This window comes from Collinsella aerofaciens ATCC 25986 (assembly GCF_010509075.1).
GTDB lineage: Bacteria > Actinomycetota > Coriobacteriia > Coriobacteriales > Coriobacteriaceae > Collinsella > Collinsella aerofaciens.
Map to the genome: position 1 here is coordinate 47978 of NZ_CP048433.1, position 17803 is coordinate 65780.

10 protein-coding genes are annotated in these 17803 nt (G+C 58.3%); 6 read left to right on the plus strand and 4 right to left on the minus strand.

Annotation, left to right across the window (positions count from 1 at the left end):
- The first annotated feature begins 1 nt into the window (after position 1).
- Entirely contained in the window at positions 2-2242 is a 2241-nt protein-coding gene (uvrB, locus tag GXM19_RS00205; protein ID WP_040360005.1) for an excinuclease ABC subunit UvrB, read from the plus strand.
- Positions 2243-2307: 65 nt separating this feature from the next.
- On the opposite strand, the gene GXM19_RS00210 is transcribed toward uvrB, so the two are convergent.
- The 4 genes from GXM19_RS00210 to GXM19_RS00225 form a co-directional block, all read right to left on the minus strand.
- Positions 2308-3948, minus strand: a complete 1641-nt coding sequence (locus tag GXM19_RS00210; RefSeq protein ID WP_040360003.1) for an NAD(P)/FAD-dependent oxidoreductase — start codon at positions 3946-3948, stop codon at positions 2308-2310.
- Between the two features lie 80 nt (positions 3949-4028).
- Positions 4029-5300: an NAD(P)/FAD-dependent oxidoreductase gene (locus GXM19_RS00215; RefSeq protein ID WP_040360001.1), complete on the minus strand. Its 1272-nt coding sequence runs from the start codon at positions 5298-5300 to the stop codon at positions 4029-4031.
- Complete coding sequence (locus tag GXM19_RS00220; RefSeq protein WP_006236172.1) at positions 5301-6131, minus strand: Mrp/NBP35 family ATP-binding protein; 831 nt, start codon at positions 6129-6131, stop codon at positions 5301-5303.
- Positions 6132-6276: 145 nt separating this feature from the next.
- The gene (locus GXM19_RS00225; protein WP_082222961.1) at positions 6277-8505 is read right to left on the minus strand and encodes an LTA synthase family protein; all 2229 of its coding nucleotides are present in this window, start codon (positions 8503-8505) and stop codon (positions 6277-6279) included.
- A 118-nt stretch (positions 8506-8623) separates the two neighbouring features.
- Between GXM19_RS00225 and uvrA the strand changes: the two genes are divergently transcribed.
- The 5 genes from uvrA (at position 8624) to GXM19_RS00250 (ending at position 17748) form a co-directional block, all read left to right on the plus strand.
- The gene (gene uvrA / locus GXM19_RS00230; protein WP_006236170.1) at positions 8624-11503 is read left to right on the plus strand and encodes an excinuclease ABC subunit UvrA; all 2880 of its coding nucleotides are present in this window, start codon (positions 8624-8626) and stop codon (positions 11501-11503) included.
- Between the two features lie 132 nt (positions 11504-11635).
- A complete protein-coding gene (gene ybaK / locus GXM19_RS00235) occupies positions 11636-12136 on the plus strand; it encodes a Cys-tRNA(Pro) deacylase (RefSeq protein ID WP_006236166.1) in 501 nt (166 codons plus the stop codon).
- A gap of 105 nt (positions 12137-12241) precedes the next feature.
- Positions 12242-13822: a murein biosynthesis integral membrane protein MurJ gene (murJ, locus tag GXM19_RS00240; protein ID WP_006236165.1), complete on the plus strand. Its 1581-nt coding sequence runs from the start codon at positions 12242-12244 to the stop codon at positions 13820-13822.
- A 6-nt stretch (positions 13823-13828) separates the two neighbouring features.
- Positions 13829-15769 (plus strand): excinuclease ABC subunit UvrC, encoded by a 1941-nt coding sequence (gene uvrC / locus GXM19_RS00245; protein ID WP_305954489.1) that lies wholly within the window; start codon positions 13829-13831, stop codon positions 15767-15769.
- Between the two features lie 365 nt (positions 15770-16134).
- Positions 16135-17748, plus strand: a complete 1614-nt coding sequence (locus GXM19_RS00250) for an ABC transporter substrate-binding protein (RefSeq protein ID WP_006236162.1) — start codon at positions 16135-16137, stop codon at positions 17746-17748.
- The last annotated feature ends 55 nt before the right edge of the window (positions 17749-17803 follow it).

Genomic DNA, 17803 nt, shown 5'->3' on the forward strand with positions numbered 1-17803 from the left:
CATGGCGGAATTTGAAGTAGAACGCGTTGGTGGTGAACTTAAGCGCTTTGGCGTTGAGGGCGCTGAGGTGCCGTTTGAAGTCGTTTCCCCCTATGAGCCTGCCGGTTCCCAGCCCAAGGCCATTGAGTCGCTTGTGCGGGGCGTGAGGGACGGAGATCGCTATCAGGTTTTGCTGGGTGTGACTGGTTCGGGCAAGACCTTCACGATGGCAAAGACTATTGAGGCCCTGGGAAAGCCGACGCTGGTCATGGCTCCGAATAAAACGCTTGCCGCTCAGCTTGCGAGCGAGCTCAAAGAGTTCTTTCCCAACAACGCTGTGGTCTACTTCGTCTCGTACTACGACTACTATCAGCCCGAGGCGTATGTGCCGCAAAGCGATACATATATCGAGAAAGACTCCTCGATTAACGAAGAGGTCGAGATGCTGCGCCATCAGGCGACCGCATCGCTGCTATCTCGACGCGATGTGATCGTTGTCGCATCGGTCTCGTGTATCTATGGCATTGGCTCTCCTGAGGACTATGCGGGCCTGGCTCCGAACGTCGACAAGAAGGTGCCGCTCGAGCGCGATGATTTTATCCATGCACTTATCGACATTCAATATGATCGCAATGACTATGACTTGGCGCGCGGCACGTTCCGCGTGCGCGGCGATGTTGTCGACGTGTATCCGCCTTATGCCGAGCATCCGTTGCGGTTTGAGTTCTTTGGCGACGAGGTCGAGCTGATTGCCGAGATCGATGAGGTCACCGGTGAGATGCTTCGTGAGTACGAGGCCATCCCCGTATGGCCGGCATCGCATTACGTGACCGAGAAGCCGAAGGTCAAAGCGGCTCTGAAATCGATCAGCGAAGAGTGCGAGAAGCGCGTGGCGGAGCTCAAGGCGACCGACAAGTTGCTCGAGGCGCAACGTCTGCAGCAGCGTACCGATTATGATCTTGAGATGCTCGAGACGATGGGCTTTTGCAACGGCATCGAGAACTACTCGCGTCATCTGGACGGTCGCAAGCCGGGTGAGCCGCCGTTTACCCTAATCGATTACTTTCCTAAGGATATGCTCTGCATCATCGATGAGAGCCATGTGACGGTACCGCAGATTCGCGGCATGCACGAAGGTGACCGCTCTCGTAAGGTGACGCTGGTGGAACACGGTTTTCGCCTGCCCTCGGCGCTCGATAACCGCCCGCTTCGTTTCGATGAGTTTGAGGCAAGGATACCCCAGTTTATCTATGTTTCGGCCACGCCGGGCGACTACGAGCTGCGGGTGAGCCAAAACGACGTGGAGCAGATTATTCGTCCGACCGGCCTGCTCGACCCCAAGATCGACGTGCGTCCAGTACGCGGCCAGATTGACGATCTTGAGGACGAGATTCGCGAGCGCGTTGCCCGCAAGGAGCGCGTGCTGGTGACCACGTTGACCAAGCGCATGGCCGAGGACCTGACCGACCATCTGCTCGACGCGGGCATTAAGGTCAATTACATGCACTCTGATACGGCGACAATGGACCGTGTCGAGATCCTGCGAACGCTGCGCGAGGGCAAGATCGATGTTCTCGTTGGCATCAACCTGCTTCGCGAGGGCTTGGATCTTCCCGAGGTCTCACTGGTGGCAATTCTCGATGCCGATAAGGAAGGCTTCTTGCGCAACCGCCGTTCGCTGATTCAGACGATTGGCCGTGCGGCCCGTAACGCCGATGGCGAAGTCATCATGTATGCAGACGTTGTGACCGATTCGATGAAAGAGGCCATCGAGGAGACGCAGCGCCGTCGCGAGATTCAGATGGCATATAACGAAGAACATGGCATTGTGCCCAAGACAGTGCGCAAGGCCATCAACGACATCTCAAGTTTTATTGCCGAGGCCGAAAAAACTGTGGGCTCCAAGGGACGCTCGAAGGGCGACTCTCTTGGCCATGGCGCATTCTATACGCCCGATGAGTCGGGCGAGGGCGGTGTGCCAGAAACGGTGGCGCCCGAGCAGACACTTGCGGAGCAGTTGCAAGAACTGCCGCATGACGAGCTTGTGCGGATCGTCGAAACCATGGAAGAGGATATGCGTAACGCTTCTGCCGCTATGGACTTTGAGGAGGCGGCGCGCCTGCGCGATGCTGTCGTTCAGATTCGGGCGATGCTCGAGGGTGCGTCTGAGGACGAGACGATCGAGCGCTTACGCTCGCAGGCCCGCAAGGGTTCCACGTTCGCATCGGGCAGAAAACGCCAGGGCGCAAGGTTTAAGAAATAGTGAACAGGCCCCGAGTTCCCTGTGGAGCTCGGGGCCTGTGTCTTTTGCGCGCTGGAATTCGTGCGTTAGAGGTCTGCGATCAGGGCTTCGGCACAACGGATGCCGTCGGTGGCCGCGCTCATGATGCCGCCGGCATATCCAGCTCCCTCACCACAAGGGTAGAGGCCCGGGGTCGACACGGCATGGCACGCTCGGTCTCGGGTGACAGTGACCGGTGAGCTCGAACGAGTCTCCACGCCGGTAAGAACGGCATCGGGGCGGTCGTAGCCTCGTAGCTTTTTTCCGAGTAGGGGAAGTCCCAGACGGAGCGACTCGACGATATGCTGCGGCAGGGCTTCGTCAATTGCCGTCCAGGTCACACCGAGCGGATAGGTGGGCTTTACCTTTCCGGGCGCCTTGCTGGCGCGTCCTGCGAGGAAATCTCCGACGAGCTGTGCCGGCGCATTCCAGTTGGAACCGCCCAGGCGATAGGCGGCCGCCTCGCAGGCACGCTGGAGCTCGATGCCGGCGAGCGGGTCATCGTTGGGAAGGTCCTCAGGCGTGACGTTAACGAGCAGGGCGGCATTTGCGTTGCGTCCGTCGCGGGCATTGAGACTGGCCCCGTTGACGCACAGATGGCACGGTTCTGAAGAGGCGGCAACAACCTGTCCGCCGGGGCACATGCAAAACGAGAACACGCTGCGGCCGTTGGGAAGATGGGCAACAAGTTTGTAGGGGGCCGCCCCGAGCGCTGGATGTCCCGCCGAGGCTCCATATTGGGCTCTGTTGATGTCGCGTTGCGGATGCTCGATGCGAACGCCCATGGCAAAGGTCTTTTGCGCGAGGGCCACGTTGTGGTCCTTAAGGAGCTCAAAAATATCGCGAGCAGAATGCCCGCAGGCGAGGATGAGATGCTTTGTCTCGATTGGCTCGTAAGCGGCGTCTTGGGACGATTGGACATCAATACCGGTGATGGCGCCAGACGCGTCGATGCGAATGTCGACGAGCTTCGTTCGATAACGGACGACACCTCCGAGCTGCTCGATGCGCTGGGATATAGCGGTGACAACCTTGGGAAGGATGTCGGAGCCAATGTGCGGCTTGGCATCCCACAGAATATCGCGGGGCGCACCCGCCTCGACGAAGGTTTCGAGGATAAGGCGATGGGCGGGATTTTTTGTTCCCGTATTGAGCTTGCCGTCCGAGAAGGTCCCCGCGCCGCCCAGACCAAACTGAATATTGCTCTCGGGGTCGAGGATGCGCTCCTTTAGAAAGAGGTCGATCGCCTGCGAGCGGCGAAATGCCGGGTCGCCGCGCTCGATAAGCAAGGGCTTAAGACCTGCTTTGGCGAGCGTGAGCGCAGCGAAAAGGCCGGCGCATCCGGCGCCGACAACGACAGGGCGTTCTTGAGGTGCGTCGGAGACGGGGGAGGGGAATGAAGGCTCATCGTCTTCTATCGCGCGTACGCGCGAGCGGTCACGCTCGGCAACGCTGTCGACCGCTTCTCGCTCGAGGTGGGGACTAGTCAGCTCAACACGAAAGCTCAGGATAAAATGGACGTCTCGTTTTTTGCGAGCGTCGATTGACTTGCGATGGAGCTCGATGGACTTGATCTCGGAGTCCTTGCAACGTAGGATGCGCTTGGCGACTCGCTTGCCAACAATGAGGCAGGCATTTTCATCGCCGGCTTCATCGAGCGACGCGTTGAATTGGGTGATTTCGATCATCGAGGTCTCCTTAGAGGCAAGAAAGAGGCCGTCCGGTATCCCAGACGGCCCGAATGCGTTTTTGATTATAGACTGCGCGGCTACAGGCTGCTTGCAGCGCGAATGCCCGAGAGCCATGCCCACGCAAGGTTAAAGCCTCCGCAATCGGCGTCGATGTCGAGCGCTTCGCCGCAGACGTAAAGCGGGGTGTCGACAACGCTGCGCGCGCGTAGACTGGGTGTTGAGATGCTCTCGACAGATACGCCACCACGCGTGACCTGCGCCGAGCGCTCCTCGGCGGTTCCTTCGACGAGCAACTTAAAATGCTTGAGGATCGAGACCAGGTGGATGACATCGTTGGAGCCTGGATGGCACTGCTCGAACGCTGTGCAGACGACGCGGGAGAGTTGCGGGGCGAGCATGCCGTCGAGCCAACGGGGATCGCGGGGCGAAAAGCCGCCGAGCAGCTTAACGCGCCGGTTAAGCATATCGAGCAACTCGTCTTTGGAGAGGTCGGGGAAAACGTCGAGCAGGATCGTATCGCCGCGCTGGATACGACGGGAGAGGTTGAAGACAGCGACGCCCGAGATACCGAAGGTTCGAAACAGGACTTCACCGTCTTCGTGCCAGAGCTCACTATGATTGCGGGCGAGCGTCAAGCGGGCGCGGACGCGCAGGCCGTCCAACGTCTTGAGTGCCGCCCGATCGCCGACGACCGTTGCCGATACGGGGCAGAGGATGGGGCGCAGCGAAGTGAGGGGGAGGCTAAACGTATCGGCGATACCGGTGGGGTTGCCACCCGTGGCGATAATTACGGCATGTGCCTCCAGGGCCTCGTTCTTGCGAGGGACATCGGCGAGCGCTTTCCGAAGCGAGCGGAGCTCCGATTTTCGGTCGTCATGCTTTTTTGCCTTGAGTGCCCGCGCTGGACGGTCTATTTGGAGTGTCCAGCCTTCGGAAGCTTTGTGCGCCGAGGCAACGTTGGCTCCGCAGATTAAGGTGATACCTAGGCGGTCGCAAACGTTGAGAAGCGCGTCACGCACCGATTCGGCACGAAGGGAGCGTGGGTACAGCCGGCCGTCCTCGGAGGTTGTCATGATGCCCAGCGAGGAGAAGAAACCCATAAGCTCTTGTTCGGGTTGGGGGCCCATGACAGATTCGACGAATGCGGGGTGGTTATACCGCTGAGGATCAATCGATTCGTTGGAGAGGTTGCAGCGGCCGTTACCGGTCGCAAGGAGCTTTAGGCCGCAGGCGACATCGCGCTCAACGATGCAGACGCTTTTGCCAGCACGTGCGGCCGTAATGGCGGCGGCGAGGCCTGAAGCCCCGCCGCCGATTACCAGGACGTCATAGAAGGCGCTCGTGTTCACTTAGGCCTCGTCGGTCTCGTGCGGGGTAATAGCCTCGACGGCAGAGACTGCCTTGGGCAACATGCCATCGGGCAGCGCGGTCTCAACCTCGCCCTTATCGCAGGCTTCGGCGAGTGCCGGATTAATGGGAAGCGTGCCCAAGATGTCGAGGTTATAGCGCTCTGCGACCTCGGGGAGCTTGCTTTTGCCAAAGACCTCGATCTTCTTGCCGCAGTCGGGGCACTCGATATAGCTCATGTTCTCGACGATGCCCAGAATGGGGACGTTCATCTTCTCGGCCATGTTGACCGCCTTGGCGACGATCATCGAGACCAGGTCCTGCGGGCTCGTGACGATGACGATGCCGTCGACGGGCAGCGACTGGAAGACGGTGAGCGCGACGTCGCCTGTTCCCGGAGGCATGTCGACCAGCAGGTAGTCGATGGGGCCCCACGAGGTCTCGCTCCAGAACTGCCTAATGGCGCCTGCGATGACCGGACCGCGCCAAAGGACGGGGTCGGTCTCGTTTTGGAGCAGAAGGTTGGAGCTCATGACCTTGACGCCGTGCTCGGAGATTTCGGGCAGCATAAGGTTGCCAAGGGCATGGACGTGGCGTCCGCTCATACCGAACATCTTGGGGATAGAGGGACCGGTGATGTCGGCATCGAGGACGCCGACCTTGTGGCCGTGGCGGGCAAGCTCGGTGGCGATGGCACCGGTGACAAACGACTTGCCGACACCGCCCTTGCCGGAAAGCACGGCGATGACGCGCTTGACCTCGGACAGCGTATTCTCCTCAAATTGCGACGGCGACGTTTGTCCGCCGGCGGCCTGTGCGTGCTCGCAACCCATGTATGACTCCTTTGTATATGTTGGGGCCGGGGCCCCGCGATGTGACACGAGCGTCATTGTACCCTCGTTTGCGAGCGGGAGTCATTTGCGATGCATTTGGGCCGAGCGTGCTTGCAATACGATGGGCCCAAGCGAATGGGCGGGCTTACTGAACTTTGCTGGCGAACTCGAGGTATTGCATGCGCTGCAGCTTGTCGATCGTCGAGGTGTATGGGCTGTCTTCAGATTCCAAGTTGTAGCGCAGCCCGTCGGCACCGAGATAGCCGGCGACATTGATGGTGGGCACATCTGACCTTGTTGCAAGCAGGGCCTTTTGATAGTCGGTGAGCGGGGCGCCGATCTTATTAAGGGTAATGGCTGCAATCTCGTTTGCCCCGACGGTGTCGTAGACGTTGAGCTCGGTATTGCCGGCGATTTCATAGTTAGCCCAGACGAAATAGGTTGACTGATAGACACGGAAAGCGTGGCTTGCCGTATCTTCCTGAGGGTACAGCTCGTCGTTGAGAGTCGTTGCGGCGCTCGGCTGATGGTCGCCAAAAAAGACAAGAACAACCGGTCTGCCGATATTGCGGAGCTCGTTGATAAAGTACTCGAGGTCCCGGTCGGATGCGTTGATGCAGGTGAGATAGGTGTTGAGCGCGCTATTGGCGCCCTCGCTGGCTCCCTCGACCCAATAGTTTGTCAGCTCTTCGGCGGGAACGGTGCCATAGTCGTAGCCGCCGTGATTTTGCATCGTGACGTCAAAGATGAACTGCGGCGCTTCGTCGGTTCTAAGCAGGTCGAGTATCTTGTCGTAGGTGGCGTAGTCGCATACGCCGGCATGGTAACAGGGCGCACCTTCGAAATCGCCGATTGAAAGAAAGTCTCCAAAGCCCAGCTGCTGATAGATCTTATCTCGATGGTAGTTGACGGGGTTTTGCGGGTGCATAGCGGTAGCGGTATACCCAAGCTCTTTAAGGTCCTTTGCCAGGCTGTTGACGCCATTCATCTGATATAGCTGATAGGGGATCTTGCCTAATCCGACAAAGGCCGTTGTCGCTCCGGTCAAAAATTCGAATTCGGAGTTTGCCGTTCCGCCACCGGTGACCGAAGCGAGCATGGTGCCGCGAACAAGTGTGTCGGGAAGCGAGTTGTAGAATGCGGGGCCGGTGTACCCGGCCGCCTGGAGCTGCTCAAAGCACGAAAGGTCGCTAAAACTCTCGTTCATGACGGCAACAATCGTCGGCTTGATTTCATTGAACTGGGCAACGGCAGCCGCGCGCTGCTCGCTCGAGCCATACGTGCTGTCGTAGGCGGCGGCGAGCTCCTGCTCGATGCTCTGCGCCTCATCGGGCGTATAGCCTTCGGGCTTCTCAATGGGCAACTCGTTGACCATTTCGGTGAACGAAGTGATAAAACCCTGAGACGCATATGTGGTGATGGGCTGCCAACGGTCAAATCCAAAATCCAGCGCCTGCTCCAAGTCGATGCTGGAAAAGCCCGAGAGCCCCACAACGGTCACTAGCAGAAAAGCGCAGAGGTTAGCGGCGATTGCGGGGAAGACATGGGTGGGCGTACGGAGCTTTCGCGGTCGGATAAGCGAAAGAAGCCCCAGGGAAATCTCCAGCAGGGCGAGAGAGGTTACGATTCCGGCGGTAAAGGTAAACTCGTATCCCTCGCTCACTTCCATTGCGGTGCCGAGGGCCAAGATATCGCTTGGCAGGATGGCTTCGCCTTTAAACGTTATGACGAAGTGCTCGGCAATGCCAAGGATGCAACAGGCGACGGGCACGAGGGCCATGACGCCTCCATGACGCTGTCCCAGCAAATAAAGGGAGAGCAGAACCGTCGCGAGCAGCCCGACGGAAAACCCGAATGAGTTGGCGGGAATGCGATAGAACGTTTCGTTACAGGCAATTTCGAGTGAAACGAACGAGAGCGCTGAAACAGCGGCGATGACAAGGATGTCACGGCAAATACAGGCAACCGTTCCCGTCGCAAGATCGGTTTGGTCGATAAGTCCCGAAACCAAGGGCTCGACAAGAAGTATGACGGCGGCAGCACCGAGCGCCGAATAAGAAAGGACCCATAGGGAATTGTCCTCATTTACGAGCAATTGATTCGTAATCCATGCAGCTACCATGCCGAGCGGGATGAGGAGCGTCGCGCACCAAAAGACGCGGGCAATGGGCGGCTTTTCATTGTGTTTGATTGAAAAATACACGCGCACGACGACGGTGGCCACGATAAGGACGGCGATGAATATGGGCAGATTGGCCATGTCGCTCGAAGTGATTTCAAGGGGGATATCTTCGGTCATGGACGTTCCTCTGTTACAGCAAATTAAGTTCAGTAGTAGATTACTGTAACCTTTCCACGGCATTTCGAGAAACAAAGCACCCGATACGCAAAGCTAAAGGTCTGCGAATCTTGTATTACGAACATCTGTGCGCGTCGAGTGCGCTAAACTCATCGACAGTATGATTCGATGCAATAGGAGGCAAGGAGCTTCCATGTCTGATTCTTCTATCGTTATTCGCGGCGCTCGTGAGCACAACCTCCGTGATATCGATGTTTCCATTCCGCGTGACCAACTCGTGGTCATTACCGGTCTTTCTGGCTCGGGCAAGAGTTCGCTGGCATTTGACACTATCTATGCCGAGGGCCAGCGTCGATACGTCGAGAGCCTTTCGAGCTATGCGCGCCAGTTCTTGGGCCAGATGGACAAACCCGACTTGGATTCAATCGACGGCCTTTCGCCGGCGGTGTCGATCGACCAAAAGACGACGTCTAAAAACCCTCGCTCGACGGTTGGCACCGTAACCGAGATTTATGACTATCTGCGCCTGCTGTTCGCCCGTGTGGGCACCCCGCACTGTCCCGAATGCGGTCGCGTCATTGAGCGTCAGACGACCGACCAGGTTGCCGACAAGGTCTTGGCGGCGGGGGAGGGCCGCCGCGCGTTTGTGCTGGCACCGGTGGTGCGCGGGCGAAAAGGCGAGTACACCAAACTGTTTGAGGACCTTCGCGCCGAGGGCTTTAGCCGCGTGCGTGTCGACGGTGAAGTGCGCTCGCTCGACGATCCGATCGATCTGGACAAGAAGTTCAAGCACGATATCGAGGTCGTAGTCGATCGCATCGTGATCCGTGAGAACTCTCTGGGCCGTATCGCCGAGTCTGTTGAGCAGGCGACCGCGCTGGCTCACGGCAATGTAAACGTGTACATGCTGCCCGATCGTGATGCTCCCGAGGGGACCGAGGGCGAGCTGCTGGAGTATTCGTTGGCCTTGGCGTGCCCGGAGCATGGTCACTCCATTGACGATCTTCAGTCGCGTGATTTTTCGTTCAACGCTCCCTATGGCGCATGTCCTGAGTGCGACGGCCTGGGCTTTAAGAAAACCGTTGATGCCGAGGCGTTGATCGAGGACCCCTCGAAGTCCATTGCCGACGGAGTCTTTGGTAGCCTGTTTGGCAACTCGAACTACTATCCGCAGATTTTTGCTGCGGTCTGCAAACACTTTAAGGTGAGCACCGATACGCCGTGGGAGGACTTGCCCCCTCGCGTGCGTCGTGCATTCTTGGATGGCCTGGGCGATACGAAGATCTCGGTCGACTACCAAAAGCTCGACGGACGTCGCAGCCAGTGGGATACCAAGTTTTCGGGCGTTCGCAACATCCTGTACGAACGCTATACCGAGACGACGAACGAGAACACCAAGGCGCGCCTGGAGAAGTACATTCGCGAGGAGCCGTGCTCGAGCTGCCACGGCGCTCGTTTGCGCCCTGAGATGCTCGCCGTCACCGTGGGCGGCAAGTCCATTTACGAGGTTTGTTGCCTGTCGTGCCGTGAATCGCTCGAGTTTTTTGAGGGCCTGGAACTCACCGAGCGCCAACAGTTTATCGGCGGCCGTATCGTCAAGGAAATCCTGGAGCGCTTGCGTTTTCTGGTCGATGTTGGACTCGACTATCTGACGCTCGATCGTGCCTCGGCGACGCTTTCCGGTGGCGAGGCGCAGCGTATTCGCCTGGCAACGCAGATCGGCGCGGGTCTCATGGGCGTGCTCTATATTCTGGACGAGCCCTCGATCGGTCTTCATCAGCGTGACAACGAGCGCTTGATCAAGACGCTCGAGCGCCTGCGCGATATCGGCAATACCGTTATCGTCGTCGAACACGACGAGGATACAATCCGTGCCGCCGATTACGTGATCGACATGGGGCCCGGCGCCGGCGTCAACGGCGGACACGTAGTCGCGGCGGGAACGCCTGCCGATATCATGGCGTGTCCTGAGTCGATGACGGGCGCTTATCTGACCGGCAAACGAATGATCCGGGTGCCTGATGAACGGCGCAAGCCCGGTCGCGGCTGCCTTAAAATTACGGGCGCTCGAGCCAACAACCTCAAAAACGTTACTGCCAAAATCGAGTTTGGTACGCTTACGGTTGTTACCGGCGTGTCGGGATCGGGCAAGAGCTCCCTGGTTACCGATACCATTGCGCCTGCCCTTACGAATGCCATTCACCGTTCGACGCGCCCTGTGGGTCCATATAAGAAAATCGAGGGCATCGAGTGTATCGATAAGGTTATCGATATCGACCAGTCGCCGATTGGCCGCACGCCGCGTTCCAACCCTGCTACCTATATCGGCCTGTGGGATGATCTTCGCGCGCTGTTTGCGAGTACGCCGGAGTCGAAGGCGCGCGGCTACTCGCCGGGTCGTTTCTCCTTTAATGTGAGTGGCGGGCGCTGTGAGGCGTGCAAGGGCGACGGGCAGATCAAGATCGAGATGCACTTCCTTCCCGATATCTACGTTCCCTGCGAAGTTTGCGGCGGTAAACGCTACAACCGCGAGACACTCGAGGTCACCTACCGTGGCAAGACCATCTCGGACGTGCTCGACATGAGCGTCACCGAGGCGCTGGCCTTCTTTGGGAATATCCCGCAGATTAAGCGCAAGCTCCAGACGCTGTACGATGTAGGCTTGGGCTACGTGAGCCTGGGCCAGCCCGCCACGACGCTTTCGGGCGGCGAGGCGCAGCGTGTGAAACTCGCCAAGGAGCTTCATCGACGCCAGACGGGCAAGACGTTCTATATTTTGGACGAGCCGACGACCGGCCTTCATTTTGAGGACGTCCGCCAGCTGCTCGATGTGCTGCAGCGCTTGGTCGATGCGGGCAACACGGTGCTGGTGATTGAACACAACCTTGATGTCATCAAGGTTGCCGACCGCCTGATCGATATGGGTCCCGAGGGCGGTAACGGCGGCGGAACCGTCGTGGTTTCGGGCACACCGGAGCAGGTTGCGGACTGTCCGCAGAGTTATACGGGCAAGTTTTTGGCGCCGTTGCTCAGGCGTGACCGGGAGCGTCAGGCTCAACTTGATGCTCAATAAATAGGCGATTCAGTTTATGGGCGCCATCGACTCCTTGTGATTCGATGGCGCTTGCTGTGCCGAAGTGACGTATGCAGCCGAATTGGACATATACTTAATCCTTGCGTCCGAATGCGAGGGAAAGGATATGTCATGGCAAAGGCTGTAAAGACGCCAAAAACCAATGCGATGCGCGAGCTGGAAAGCGCCGGCATTTCCTATGTTCTACATACGTACGAAGACGATGGTGATGAGTCGGTGGGCCTGGGTGTCGCGATTTCGGAGCAGCTTGGCGAGGAGCCCGGTCAAGGATTTAAGACTTTGGTCTGCGTGACACCGTCCAACGACTATGTCGTGTGCTGTATCCCTGTTGCCGACGAGCTCGATCTAAAGTCCGCCGCGCGTGCCGCGGGGGAGAAGTCCTTGGCCATGATGCATGTGAAGGATTTGCTTGCGGCGACTGGCTACGTTCGCGGCGGCTGCAGCCCGGTCGGTATGAAAAAACGCTACCGGACGCTCATTGATGAGACATGTGTCCTTTGGGATACCATTTTTATTTCGGGAGGCAAGCGTGGTTATCAGCTCGAGCTTGCACCCGATGATTTAATTGCATTTTGCGGGGCGACGGTTGCCGCGATTACGAGAGAGGACTGAGCGATGCCGCAGGAAGAATTGAAGCGCGGAGCTCATTTTGCAAAAGAATCTGCGCCTCAGACACCCTCATCCGAAGCTTCTTCGTCGCGAGATGACACTGACGACATGGGCTCGTCGGACTACTCCACGGTTGGTCGTTCCGCCGGGCTTATGACCATCCTGACCATTGTGTCTCGCGTCACCGGTTTTATCCGCACGTGGGCAATGGCGGCCGCTATCGGCATGTCGCTGCTCTCGTCCTCCTATCAGGTCGCCAACAACCTGCCCAATATGCTCTACGAACTCGTGATGGGCGGCATGCTCGTGACGGCGTTTTTGCCCGTGTACATGGGCGTGAGGCGTGAGCAGGGTCGCGAGGCCTCGAACGAGTACGTGGGCAACCTGCTCGGCATTCTGCTTTTGGTGCTGGGTGGCATTTCGTTGCTGGGGACCGTGTTCGCCCCGGGCTTTATCTGGACGCAATCGTTCCTTTCGGGTGACGGCGGCAGCATGGATACCGCTGCGTTCATGTTCCGTTTCTTTGCCATCCAGATTCTGTTTTATGGTTTGGGCTCGGTGTTCTCGGGCGTTCTCAACGCACACCGCGACTACTTCTGGTCGACGTTTGCCCCGGTCCTCAACAATGTGATCGTCATTGCGAGCTTTATGGGTTTTGCGCCCGTGTCCGCACAGTTTGGCGAACGTGCCGGCATCATCTTGATTGCGGCCGGTACGACCCTCGGTGTCTTTGTTCAGATGGCATGTCAGATTCCCGCGCTTGGCAAGCACGGCGTGCATCCCCATATCCATATCGACTTTAAGGACCCCGCGCTGCGCCAGACGATTGCGCTCGGTATCCCGACGCTGCTCGCCACGGTGTGCATGTTTGTCTCGACTTCTATCACCAACGCTGCCGCGCTGGTGGTCCAGCCCGAGACGGGTCCTTCCGTCATCGCCTATGCGCGCCTGTGGTACACGCTACCCTACGCGCTGATTGCCGCCTCGCTTTCGACGGCGCTCTATACCGAGCTCTCTCACGACGCGCAGGAGAAGGATTACGACAGCGTTCGCACGGGCATTTCACGTGGCGTCGCCCAGATGCTGTTCTTCCTGATTCCGTTCGCGCTGTACCTGATTGTCTTCGCGCGTCCGCTCAACATGATCTACTGTGCTGGCAAGTTCGATGAATCCGGCGTGGCGCTGGTGTCCGAGTACCTTGTCTATCTGGCGCTCTCGCTGCCGCTCTACGGCGTGGTCGTGTTGATGCAGAAGAGCTTCTCTGCCTTGCTCGACATGAAGCCCTATAGCCGCTATTGCCTGTATTCCGCCATCGGCCAGGCCGGCTCGGTTCTGCTGTTTGGCGTTGTGCTGGGCTTCGGTATGCCGGCAATCGCGCTTTCGTATGTTGTCGACTACGTGATCTTGGTCGGCTGTTCGCTGTGGTGGCTGCGTCGTCGCCTGCGTGGCCTTCAGGTCAAATCTATCCTGCATGGCGGTTTCTTTGGCCTTTTGCTCGGTGGCCTAGGTGCTGCCGCAGGCGCCGGCGTCATGTGGGTGCTTGAACACTTTGTCGGGGCACTTGGCGGCTCGATTCTGATTACTCTTGGCTACGTTTGCGTTGCGGGTGTCGTCTCGCTTGCTGTTACCTTTGGCCTTGCCGTCGTCCTTAAGATGCCTGAGGTCTCGGCGCTGCTTCGTCGCAAGTAGGTGCGCGTGGCAGGTCACGACAACATTCCAACACTTGCCGAGCAGGTTTCGCGCGTTCCCACGCAACCCGGCTGCTACCTTTGGAAAGATGCCAAGGGTGATGTCATCTATGTGGGCAAGGCAAAAAACCTGCGTGCCCGTATGCGTCAATACGTGACACTGCAGGACGAGCGTCAAAAGATCCCGCTCATGATGCAGCTGGTGGCGAGTTTCGACTATATCGTGGTGGAGACCGAGCACGAGGCATTGGTGCTCGAGCGCAATCTGATTGGCCAGTACCATCCGTACTTTAACGTCGATCTCAAAGACGATAAAAGCTATCCCTTTATCGCCATTACCAAGAGCGACTTGTTTCCGGCTATTAAATACACGCGAGAGCGTCATAAACCGGGAACGCGCTATTTTGGCCCCTATACCGATAGCCGTGCGGCGCGTGAGACCATCGATACGCTACGCAAGGTTATTCCTATTTGCTCGGCATCCTGTGCGGAATGGCGCCGCTGCCGCCGCATCGTCGAATCTCATAAGGGCGAAGAAGACATCGTCAATATGATTTGCGCGCAAAACGGGCGTCCCTGCTTTGACTACCATGTCGGGCGCGGGCCGGGCGCATGCGTCGGCGCGATTTCCCCTGCCGACTATGCCAAGAACGTCAAACGTGTCGAACGTTTCTTGTCGGGCCATCGCAAGGATGTCGTTGACGAGCTTACGTCCGAGATGACGGAGGCAGCCGAGACGCTCGATTTTGAGCGTGCGGCGCGCGTCAAGCGTCGCCTGGAAGTCATTAGGGGCCTGGACGATCGCCAACAGGTCGTTTTTCCATCGAGCGTCGATATCGACGTCATCGGCTTCTATCGCGAAGAGACTATCTCTGCCGCCTGTGTCTTTGTCGTTCGCGAGGGCCGAACGGTTCGAACTTGTGAGTTCATCCTCGATAAAGGCCTGGATGTCGACGAGGAAGAGCTTCAATCGGGCTTTCTTAAGCGCTATTACGACGAGACGGCTGATATTCCAGCCGAGATCAATCTCTCTGTCGAGCTTGAGGATGCCGAGGCGTTGGGGGAGTGGCTTGCGGGCAAGCGCGAACGCTCTTGCCATCTCCATAGGCCGCAGCGCGGCGAAAAGCACCGCCTGCTCGATATGGCTTCCAAAAATGCGCGCCATGCCCTCATGCGCTACATGATGCGCACGGGGTATGCTGACGATCGCACCAATCAAGCGCTCCTGGAGCTCGAAAGCGCGCTGGCGCTGCCTGCGCCGCCGTTGCGCATCGAGTGCTTCGATATCTCGACGTTGCACGGCACCTTTACCGTCGCTTCGATGGTGGTATTTACCAATGGCCGTGCCGACAAGGGCCAGTATCGTCGCTTTAAAATTCAGGCCGAATTGGACGAGGCGAACGACTTCGTATCGATGTCCGAGGTTCTGGGGCGTCGCTATGCTCCCGAGCGCATGGCGGACGAGCGCTTTGGCTCGCGCCCCGATTTGCTCGTTGTCGATGGCGGCAAACCGCAATTGACCGCTGCAATTAAGCAACTTGAGGCGCTTGGCCTCGATATACCAGTTTGTGGCTTGGCAAAGGCCGATGAGGAAGTTTTCGTGCCGTGGGACGAGACCCCCGTCGTGCTGCCGACCGGCTCCGCTTCGCTTTATCTGATCAAGCAGGTTCGCGATGAATCCCACCGATTTGCGATTACGTTCCATCGCGAGTTGCGCGATAAGGCTATGACGGTTTCGGTGCTTGACGACGTTCCGGGCGTGGGACCCACCAGAAAACGTGCCATTATGCGCCATTTTGGCTCGATGAAGCGTTTGCGCGCGGCAAGCGAGCAGGAGATTGCGGAAGTTCGAGGCGTTCCGGCCGATGTCGCCAAAGCGGTCCACGAGGCACTTGTTGCATGGAATGCCGAGCGCGCCCAGGCATCGGCCAGCCGTTCCGAAAACTAAACGCGCTTCTAAACAACTGATATACATGATTGGCTGATTTTCAATCATTTATTTCGCGGCGATTACCTGCTGATTTCGGGTTTTATTAACGCTAAAACGTTTGACTAGCCATGGTGAATAACCCTGCTATCCTGCGGGTTGACGAAGACTGATATCTCACCTCGCCGATACATACTGTCTGTCGAATCGTTTGTCAATGAATTCGGTGAACGGTAGTAAATACCGTTCAAGCGTATGTATGTATCGGTCGCCGAGCGCGGCACCCAAGTTGGGTTTGTCGGTAGGTAAGGTATATATCGTCCGCAAGTTGCGCGGGGGCAAGTCTAGGTGCTCCCGGGTAAGATTCTCTATTGATAGGAGAAGACATGGCCATCATCAACAAGGGTATGTCCAGGCGTTCGTTCCTCGGCCTCACCGGCAGCGTCGCTGCTGTCGCAGGGCTTGGTCTCACCGGCTGCGGTGGCAGCTCTAGCGACGAGGGTTCCGCTTCCGGTTCCACCGATTCCGCCAACCGTGGCGGCGGCGTGATCACCGCTGGTTCCGCTTACGCTCCGTCCAGCTTCGACCCCGCCAGCACCGGCTCCGCTGTGGGCCTGGGTGCTAACTGGCACGTCGTCGAGGGCCTCTACGGCATCGATTACCACGACTACAGCACCTTCAACGAGCTCGCCACCGACGACCCCAAGTCTGTGGACGACACCACTTTCGAGGTTACCATCCGCAAGGGCGCCAAGTTCTCCGATGGCACCGAGGTCACCGCTGACGATGTCGTTGCATCCTACACCGCTTGCGCCGCTTCCGCTACCTATGCTCCGTTCTTCCAGCCCTTCGAGTCCATCGAGGCTAAGGACGCCAGCACCGTGACGGTCAAGACCAAGGTCCCCAACTTCTCTCTGCTCAAGGATCGTCTTGCCATCATCCGCGTTACCCCGGCCACCCAGACCGAGGAGGATCGCGCCAAGCAGCCGATCGGCTCCGGCCCCTGGATGTACGACTCTATCTCCGATACCGAGATCACCCTGGTTCCCAACCCCGAGTACAACGGTGAGTATGCTGCCGAGGATAAGAAGATCCAGTACAGCATCCTGACCGACCCCACCGCTCGCGTTACCGCTCAGCAGGAGGGCTCCACGCTCGTTATGGAGCTCGTTACCGCTGACGCCGTCGACCAGCTCGAGAGCGCCGGCTGCAAGATCGATAACGTTCAGGGTTTCGGCACCCGCTTCATCATGTTCAACGTCGCCAAGGAGCCTTGGAACAACGTCAAGGTCCGTCAGGCTGTCATGTATGCGCTCGACACCGAGAAGATGGTCAGCAACACCTTCGCCGGCCTTGCCACCGCTGCCAGCTGCTACCTGCCCAAGAGCTTCACCAATTATCATGAGGCTTCCACGGTGTACAAGACCGACGCCAAGAAGGCTAAGAAGCTCATCGAGGAGTCCGGCATCACCCCGGGTGCCATCACCCTGCGCACCACCGACAACGAGCAGATCAAGGGCATGGCCGCCCAGGTCAAGAACGACCTCGACGCTCTCGGCTTTGAGGTGACCATCCAGACCGATACCTCGCCGGCCACCTACGCTGCCATCGACGGCGGCGAGGCCTACGATATCCTCCTTGCCCCTGGCGATCCTTCCTGCTTCGGCGCTGACCCCGACCTGCTGCTCAACTGGTGGTATGGCGACAACGTCTGGATGCAGACCCGTTGCCCGTGGAAGGAGTCCGCTGAGTGGCAGAAGCTTCACGGTCTCATGGACGAGGCTCTTGCCGCCGAGGGCGACGAGCAGCAGAAGAAGTGGAACGAGTGCTTCGACATCATCGCCGACAACGCCGTTCTGTACCCCGTTGTCCACGTCAAGACCGTCTCCGCTTCCTGGGACGATCCGTCCACCGCGCCCAACGGCGAGGCTCTCGACGGCTTCAAGGGCATCGGCACGACGAGCATGTCCTTCAGGGGCGTTGCGACCGTCAAGGCGTAAGACTCGCTTGAGTCTGTATGCAGGATGTCGGCCGTTGGGACCGTATCCTCATAGT

Excerpts from the sequence above, each read along its gene's own strand:
- GXM19_RS00210 (WP_040360003.1), bottom strand. The coding sequence starts at position 3,948 with ATGATCGAAATCACCCAATTCAACGCGTCGCTCGATGAAGCCGGCGAT.
- uvrA (WP_006236170.1), top strand. The coding sequence starts at position 8,624 with ATGTCTGATTCTTCTATCGTTATTCGCGGCGCTCGTGAGCACAACCTC.
- ybaK (WP_006236166.1), top strand. The coding sequence starts at position 11,636 with ATGGCAAAGGCTGTAAAGACGCCAAAAACCAATGCGATGCGCGAGCTG.
- GXM19_RS00250 (WP_006236162.1), top strand. The coding sequence starts at position 16,135 with ATGGCCATCATCAACAAGGGTATGTCCAGGCGTTCGTTCCTCGGCCTC.
- uvrB (WP_040360005.1), top strand. The coding sequence starts at position 2 with ATGGCGGAATTTGAAGTAGAACGCGTTGGTGGTGAACTTAAGCGCTTT.
- murJ (WP_006236165.1), top strand. The coding sequence starts at position 12,242 with ATGGGCTCGTCGGACTACTCCACGGTTGGTCGTTCCGCCGGGCTTATG.
- GXM19_RS00220 (WP_006236172.1), bottom strand. The coding sequence starts at position 6,131 with ATGGGTTGCGAGCACGCACAGGCCGCCGGCGGACAAACGTCGCCGTCG.